This is a genomic window from Frankia sp. AiPs1 (assembly GCF_023716945.1).
In the GTDB taxonomy this organism is placed as follows: domain Bacteria; phylum Actinomycetota; class Actinomycetes; order Frankiales; family Frankiaceae; genus Frankia.
Map to the genome: position 1 here is coordinate 1 of NZ_JAMQQF010000305.1, position 6,991 is coordinate 6,991.

Here is a 6,991-nt window from a genome sequence, read left to right on the forward strand (position 1 = left end):
GCACCTGGCTGCCCCTGCTGGCCTGCGCCGGCACGCCGGGCCGGCTGGTCCTGGCCGCGTCGGCGCTGCCGCTGGTGCACGACTGGTGGGTGGCGCGTCCGGCGGTCGGCCTCGCGCCGTACCTGCTCCTTCGCGTTGCCGACGACGCCGCCTACTGCGCCGGCGTCTGGTCCGGCTGCCTGCTGCGGGGCGACCTCGAACCGCTGATCCCGGCGTCGCCGTCCGTCCGGACGCCGCGGGTGGGCAGGCGGCTGCGGCACGGGTGAGATCGGCGCCGCGACGCCGCCCGGCCGCGCGCGGCTACCCTCTACCGTGTGACCTATCTCGACCACGCGGCGACGACGCCGATGCGACCGGAAGCGCTCGCCGCGTACGCCGCGGTGCTCGCCGACACCGGCAATGCCTCGTCGTTGCATGCCAGTGGCCGTCGGGCCCGGCGCATCGTCGAGGAGTCGCGCGAGACGCTGGCCGGCGTGCTGGGCGTCCGGCCGTCCGACGTGGTGTTCACCGGCGGCGGCACGGAGGGCGACAACCTCGCGCTCAAGGGCCTGTACTGGGCGCGGCGGCGGGCCGAGCCCACCCGGCGCCGGGTGCTGGTCAGCGCGGTCGAGCACCGGGCGGTGCTGGACACCGTGCAGTGGCTGGGTGCCCAGCAGGGCGCCGAGGTGGAGCTGCTCGACGTCGACGCCGCCGGCATGGTGCACCCGGACACCCTCGCCGCCGCCATCGACCGCGATCCCGCCGCGGTGGCTCTGGTCTCGGTGATGTGGGCGAACAGCGAGGTCGGCACGGTCGAGCCGGTCGCGGAGCTCGCCGCCGTCGCGCGCCGGCACGGGGTGCCGTTCCACACCGACGCGGTGCAGGCGTTCGGCCAGATCCCCGTCACGGTCGGCGAGGAGGGGCCCGACGCCATCACCGTCAGCGCGCACAAGATCGGTGGACCGGTCGGGGTCGGCGCACTGGTGGTGCGCCGCGGTCTCGCGTTGGAACCGTTGACCCACGGCGGCGGCCAGGAACGCGACATCCGCTCCGGGACGCTGAACACCGCCGGGGTGGCGGCGTTCGCCGCCGCGGCGGCGACCGCCTGCGCCCTGGCGCCGCGCGAGAGTGCCAGGCTGGCCGCCCTGCGTGACGATCTCGTCCGCCGGGTTCAGGAGAAGGTGCCGGGCGCCGTGCTCAACGGTGCCCCGCTGGGCGGTCCGCAGCGGCTGCCCGGCAACGCCCATCTGACGTTCCCCGGCTGCGAGGGCGACTCGCTGTTGATGCTGCTCGACGCGCGCGGCATCGAGTGTTCAACCGGTTCGGCCTGCTCGGCGGGAGTAGCCCGGCCTTCGCACGTGTTGCTGGCCATGGGGGCCGGCGAGGAACACGCGCGGGGCTCGCTGCGCTTCTCGCTGGGGCACTCGTCGCGCGCCGCCGACGTGGACGCGCTCGTCGAGGCGATCGGGCCGGTGGTGGAGCGGGCGGGCCGCGCGGGCGCGCTCGCGGGGATGACCGGCGGCTGATCCGCGCCGCGTTCGCGGTGCCGGCTGATCCGCGCCGCGTGCGCGGTGCCGGCGGAGGGTGCTGGGGACCGAAGGGTTCCTGGGACCGGAGGGTTCTGGGAGGTGCAGGTGTGATGCGGGTGCTCGCCGCCATGTCCGGCGGGGTCGACTCCGCCGTCGCCGCCGCGCGCGCGGTCGACGCCGGGCACGACGTCACCGGCGTCCATCTCGCCCTGTCCCGATCGCCCGAGTCGGACCGGACCGGCGCCCGGGGCTGCTGCACGCTGGAGGACGCCCGCGACGCGCGTCGCGCCGCGGACGTGCTCGGCATCCCGTTCTACGTCTGGGACCTGGCCGAACGGTTCGAGACCGAGGTCATCGACCAGTTCGTGGAGTCCTACGCGGCGGGTCGCACCCCCAATCCGTGCGTGCGCTGCAACGAGCGGATCAAGTTCGCGGCGGTGCTGGACCGGGCACTCGCCCTCGGCTTCGACGCCGTGGTCACCGGCCACCACGCCCGCCTCGACCCGGATGGCACGCTGCGCCGTTCCGTCGACCCGGCCAAGGACCAGTCCTACGTGCTGGGCACGCTGCGGCCCGAGCAGCTCGGCGCGGCGCGCTTCCCGCTGGGCGACTCCACCAAGGCACAGGTGCGGCAGGAGGCGGCCGCGCGCGGCCTGGCCGTCGCCGACAAGCCGGACAGCCACGACATCTGCTTCATCTCCGGCGGGGACACCGCCGGCTGGCTGCGGGAGCGGATCGGCTCGCGGCCCGGGCCCATCGTCGACTCCCGGACCGGGCAGACGCTCGGCGGGCATGACGGGACCTTCGCCTTCACCGTCGGTCAGCGCCGCGGGCTGCGCCTGGGGCACCCGGCGCCGGACGGGCGCCCCCGCTACGTCCTCGACATCTCCCCGGTGACGTCGACGGTCACCGTCGGCCCGGCGGAGGAGCTCGACATCCGCCGGCTGGTCGCCGACCGGGCGGCCTGGCCGCACGAGGGCGTGGTGACCTGCGAGGCCCAGGTTCGGGCGCACGGCGGGGTCGTGGCCGCCGAGGCCGAGGCGCGCGGGGACGACCTCGTCGTCACCCTCGCCACCCCGGTGCGCGGGACGGCGGCGGGTCAGGCCGTCGTGCTCTACGACGGTGACCGGGTGCTCGGTGGGGGGCATATCCGCGTCACCGCCGCGTGAGCGACCGGCGGGGCTGGGCGGGGCGCCCGGCACCGTCGGCCACAATGGCGGGATGAGTTCTGATGAGCACTGATGAGCACTGAGGCCGGCCCCGCGCCGCTGTGGCCGGCCGGCGCGGCCACCGGCGTGGGTTCGCTGCCGGGCACCGATCCGGTCGAGGCCACGAAGTCGGTGTTCGACGAGCTGCCGGACCTGCCGCACCTACCGGAGCTGCCGGCCCGCGGGCCCGGCGCCGCGATGATCGGCCGGTCGGCGGCGATCCTGCTCGACCTGCCGGTCGACCTGCAGCCGGCCGGCTGGCGGTTGGTGCCCCGGCCGGGCCTGGACCTGCGCCGTTCCCGGGACCTGCTCAGGCAGGACCTGGACGCCCTGACCGACGTCGCCACCGACTACTCCGGGCCGCTGAAGATCGCCGTGGCCGGGCCGTGGACGCTGGCCGCCGACATCGAGCTGCCCCGCGGGCACAAGGCGCTGTCCGACGTCGGCGCCACCCGGGACCTCGCCGAGGCGCTCGCCGCCGGTCTGGCCGAGCATCTCGGCGACATCGCCCGCCGGGTGCCGGGCGCGCGGCTGATCGTCCAGCTCGACGAGCCGTTGCTACCGCTGGTGCTGGCCGGCCGGGTGCGCACGCCCAGCGGCTTCTCGGTGGTGCCGGCCATCGAGGAGGGCCTGGTGATGCAGCGGCTGCGCGCACTCGGCGACGCCATCAGGGCGGCGGGCGGTATCGGGGTCGGCGTCCACTGCTGTGCGGCGGACGTGCCGCTGGCGGCGCTGCGCGGCGCCGGGATGGACTTCGTCGGGTTCGACACGGCCCTGCTGACCCGCGCCCAGGACGACGAGGTCGGCGAGCTCGTGGAGGCCGGGGTGCGCCTCGTCGCGGGCCTGGTGGCCACCGGCGGCGGGGTGGCCGCCGGCGGCGGGTCGGCGAAACCGTCGGACGTCCGCCGTACCGTCGAGCCCGTCACTGCACTGTGGAGCCGGCTCGGATTCCGGCCCGAACAGCTCGGGGAGGTGGTCGCCGTGGCACCCGCGTGCGGCCTTGCGGGATTCGGCATCGACGAGGCCAGGGCGGTCATGCGGCACTGCCGCCGGGCGGGCCGCGCCCTGGTCGACGCACCGGCATGAACGCGCCACTGGGCTCCGGCGACGCGGCGGCAGCCGAGGCGGGGGCCGGGGCCGAGGCTGCGGTGGCCGAGGCTGCGGTGGCCGAGGCCGAAGCCGGGGTCGCGATGGCCGGGGCCGCGGGCGCGGCGGAACCGGCCGTCCCCGCCTCCGTCGCGGACCGGGCTCTCGCCGTCGAGCTCGCCCGCGAGCTCGACGACCACGCCTACCGGTACTACGTGCTGGACTCGCCGACCGTCTCCGACGCCGAGTACGACCGGCTGATGCGTGGGCTCACCGCGCTCGAGGAGCGCCACCCCGAGCTGCGCACCCCGGACTCGCCGACGCAGAAGGTGGCCGGGTCGTACTCGACCCTGTTCACCCCGGTCGAGCATCTCGAGCGGCTGCTGTCGCTGGACAACGTCTTCGACGACGACGAGTTCCACCAGTGGGCCGCGCGCGCGGCGCGGGAGACCGAGGTCGATGGCTGGCTGTGCGAGCTGAAGATCGACGGTCTCGCCGTGGACCTGGTCTACGCCGAGGGCCGGCTCGTGCGCGCGGCGACCCGCGGCGACGGGCGCACGGGGGAGGACATCACCCCGAACATCCGCACGCTGGCGAGCGTGCCGACCCGGCTGCGCGGGGCGGGCGTGCCGGAACTGTTGGAGGTCCGCGGCGAGGTCTTCTTCCCGACCGAGAAGTTCGCCGAGCTCAACGCGTCGCTGGTGGCCGGCGGCGGCAAGCCGTTTGCCAACCCGCGCAACGCCGCCGCCGGGTCGCTGCGCCAGAAGGATCCCCGGGTCACCGCCACTCGCCCGCTCGACATGATCGTCCATGGGTTGGGGGCCCAGCGCGGGTTCGATGCCCCCTCCCAGTCCGCGGCCTACGCCCGGTTCGCCGAGTTCGGTCTGCCCGTCTCGACCCACTTCGAGGTGCTGGCGTCGGTGGACGACGTGCTGGCGTTCATCCTCCGGTGGGGGCGGGCCCGCCACGACGTCGCCCACGAGATCGACGGGGTGGTCGTCAAGGTCGACGCGTTCGCGTTGCAACGGCGGCTGGGGTCGACGTCGAAGGCACCGCGGTGGGCGGTGGCCTTCAAGTACCCACCCGAAGAGGTCACGACGAAGCTGCGCGACATCCGGGTGAACGTCGGCCGCACGGGCCGGGTGACTCCGTTCGGCGAGCTCGAACCGGTGCTCGTCGCCGGCTCCACGGTGGGCCTGGCGACCCTGCACAACGTTGACGAGGTCGGCCGCAAGGGCGTCCTGATCGGCGACACGGTCGTGCTGCGCAAGGCCGGCGACGTGATCCCGGAGATCGTCGGCCCGGTCGTCGACCTGCGTGACGGCTCCGAGCGGGCCTTCGTCATGCCCACCCACTGCCCCGAGTGCGGCACCGAGCTGGTGCGCCCCGAGGGGGAGGTGGACATCCGCTGCCCGAACACCGACGCCTGCCCGGCGCAGCTACGCGAGCTGGTCTTCCACCTCGCCTCGCGGAACGCGCTGGACATCGACGGCCTCGGCTACGAGACGGCGATCGCCCTGCTCGAGGCGGGCCGCATCCATGACATCGGCGATGTCTTCCACCTGACCCCGGAGTCGTTCGAGGGGCTGCGCGGCTTCGGCCAGAAGAAGATCGACCAGATCCTGCGCGGCGTCGAGGCGGGCCGGCACCGGCCGCTGTGGCGGCTGTTGGTCGGCCTGTCCATCCGCCACGTCGGGCCGACCGCGGCGCGCGCGCTCGCCCGGGAGCTGCGTTCCCTCGACGCGATCGCCGCCGCCCCCGCCGAGCAGCTCGCCGCCGTGGAGGGTGTCGGCCCGAAGATCGCCAGTGCGGTGGTGGACTGGTTTGCCGACGCCCGCCATCGCGACATCGTCGCCCGCATCGCCGCCGGTGGCGCATCGCTCGCCGACGCCGGAGCCGATGAGGGCCCGCGCCCGCTCGACGACGTCGCGGTGGTCATCACCGGGACCCTCGAAGGCTGGAGCCGGGACTCGGCCACCGAGGCGGTGCAGGGTCGCGGGGGCAAGGTCACCGGTTCGGTGAGCAAGAAGACGGCCTTCGTCGTGGTGGGCGCCGATCCGGGGGCGGCCAAGTTCGACAAGGCCCGCAGCCTCGGCGTCCCGGTACTGGACGAGGCCGGGTTCGCCGTGCTGCTCGAACGGGGCCCGGACGCCGCGCGCGAGCGGGCCGTGCCCGCCGATGCCCCGCAGGCCCCGGACGTCCCGCGGGCCCCGGACGTCCCGCAGGCCCCGGATGTCCCGGATGTCGACGCTGCCCGCCAGGCGGCGCAGGCGGAGGACGACGCCCCGCCGGAGTGACCCGGGGTTGGGGGGCTGACGCGGGCGGGTCCGGGCTGACGTGGGCGGGTCGGTCAGGGGCGGTCCGTCCTGCTCAGGCTCGCCGCGATGCCGGCGAGGTGGGCCAGCCGCTCGATCTCGGAGGGGCGGAAGGCCGGCCCGCCCGGGCGGCCGATGAGGATGACCAGCCGGTCGCGGCCGACGGGGGTCGCGGCGAGTTCCATGCTGACCGCCTCCCAGCGAGGCGGGAAGGTGCCCTCGTCCGATCCGATCCGCCGGGCGTGGTCCAGCGGCAGCCAGGGCAGCGGTAACCGGACCCGTTCGGGCACCCCGAGGTCGTCCCCGCCGAGCGTGGGCGCGCCGACCGAGGTCTCCCGCACCCGCACGTCGCCCGCGGCGACATGTTCGAGCAGCACCGCCCAGTCCGCGTTGAACACGCCCGGGGCCAGCTCCGTCAGGGTCGCCGCGGCGTCGAGGGGCCGCTCGGTCAGCGCGTCGACGAGGTCGAGGTCGCTGGCCACGCCGCCGCCGTCCGCGAGGAACGGGCGCAGCGACTCGACGACCACCCCCGGTACCGAGTGGGCGGCGCTCATCGCCCGGTCCGCGAGTCCGCCCGGCGGCAGCATGACGAGCAGGTCGTCCACCGCGCCGGCGGCGGTGCGCTCCACGACGGTGACGCTGACGATGTCGATGCCGGCGGCGCCCAGGGCGGTGGCGACGGCGCCGAGGGTGCCCGGACGGTCCGGCAGCACGACACGCAGCAGGTACGACATGTAGCTGAGCATGCACAAAGAGTGTGTCGTGGGCATGGCCGACCGGTCACGCCAAGATGACGCGGCTCGCCGCCGCCGGCCTGGTCAGAGACCCTGCGGGCGGGGCCGGCAGGCCGGCCGCCGTGGCCGCGGGGCCGGTC

At 75.3% G+C, this 6,991-nt stretch carries 5 protein-coding genes and 1 pseudogene; 5 read left to right on the forward strand and 1 reads right to left on the reverse strand.

Annotated features, from left to right (window positions below; genetic code table 11):
- The 5 genes and pseudogenes from ND748_RS21335 to ligA form a co-directional block, all read left to right on the forward strand.
- A pseudogene (locus ND748_RS21335) lies at positions 1 to 266 on the forward strand (mycofactocin system glycosyltransferase); the annotation flags it as partial.
- Between the two features lie 48 nt (positions 267 to 314).
- Entirely contained in the window at positions 315 to 1,505 is a 1,191-nt protein-coding gene (locus ND748_RS21340; RefSeq protein WP_251747763.1) for a cysteine desulfurase family protein, read from the forward strand.
- A gap of 113 nt (positions 1,506 to 1,618) precedes the next feature.
- Complete coding sequence (gene mnmA / locus ND748_RS21345) at positions 1,619 to 2,677, forward strand: tRNA 2-thiouridine(34) synthase MnmA (protein ID WP_251747764.1); 1,059 nt, start codon at positions 1,619 to 1,621, stop codon at positions 2,675 to 2,677.
- A gap of 72 nt (positions 2,678 to 2,749) precedes the next feature.
- Complete coding sequence (locus tag ND748_RS21350) at positions 2,750 to 3,802, forward strand: methionine synthase (protein ID WP_251747765.1); 1,053 nt, start codon at positions 2,750 to 2,752, stop codon at positions 3,800 to 3,802.
- A gap of 104 nt (positions 3,803 to 3,906) precedes the next feature.
- Positions 3,907 to 6,099 (forward strand): NAD-dependent DNA ligase LigA, encoded by a 2,193-nt coding sequence (ligA, locus tag ND748_RS21355; protein WP_251747766.1) that lies wholly within the window; start codon positions 3,907 to 3,909, stop codon positions 6,097 to 6,099.
- Positions 6,100 to 6,152: 53 nt separating this feature from the next.
- Here the strand turns inward: ligA and ND748_RS21360 are convergent, their stop codons facing one another.
- A complete protein-coding gene (locus tag ND748_RS21360; RefSeq protein ID WP_251747767.1) occupies positions 6,153 to 6,863 on the reverse strand; it encodes an ACT domain-containing protein in 711 nt (236 codons plus the stop codon).
- Positions 6,864 to 6,991 lie beyond the last annotated feature (128 nt).

Coding starts and splice junctions, on each gene's coding strand:
- mnmA (WP_251747764.1), top strand. CDS start 1,619: ATGCGGGTGCTCGCCGCCATGTCCGGCGGGGTCGACTCCGCCGTCGCC.
- ND748_RS21350 (WP_251747765.1), top strand. CDS start 2,750: ATGAGCACTGAGGCCGGCCCCGCGCCGCTGTGGCCGGCCGGCGCGGCC.
- ligA (WP_251747766.1), top strand. CDS start 3,907: ATGGCCGGGGCCGCGGGCGCGGCGGAACCGGCCGTCCCCGCCTCCGTC.
- ND748_RS21360 (WP_251747767.1), bottom strand. CDS start 6,863: ATGCTCAGCTACATGTCGTACCTGCTGCGTGTCGTGCTGCCGGACCGT.